Genomic DNA, 401 nt, shown 5'->3' on the forward strand with positions numbered 1-401 from the left:
CCCATGTCCTTGTTGCGCAGCTGGGTTTCGATGCGCTGGATCATGATGTCGACGATCGAGAGGATCTCGGTCTCGCGCAGCTGGTGGAAGACGATGGTGTCGTCGATCCGGTTGAGGAACTCGGGCCGGAAGTGCTGCTTGAGTTCGTCGTTGACCTTCTGCTTCATCCGGTCGTAGTTCGACTCGGAGTCCTCCGACGCCTGGAAGCCCAGCGACACTGCCTTGGCGACGTCGCGGGTGCCGAGGTTGGTGGTCAGGATGATGACCGTGTTCTTGAAGTCCACGATCCGGCCCTGACCGTCGGTGAGACGCCCGTCCTCCAGGATCTGCAGGAGCGTGTTGAACACGTCCGGGTGGGCCTTCTCGATCTCGTCGAACAACACCACGGAGAACGGCCGGCG

The 401-nt window shown here is 61.6% G+C and carries 1 protein-coding gene; it reads right to left on the minus strand.

What is annotated here, in order from left to right; genetic code table 11:
* On the minus strand, positions 1-401 hold a 401-nt coding region (locus HA073_RS30250; RefSeq protein WP_166457872.1), incomplete at both ends, for an AAA family ATPase.

The sequence above is a fragment of the Micromonospora sp. CMU55-4 genome (assembly GCF_011602315.1).
GTDB classification, from domain to species: domain Bacteria; phylum Actinomycetota; class Actinomycetes; order Mycobacteriales; family Micromonosporaceae; genus Micromonospora; species Micromonospora chalcea.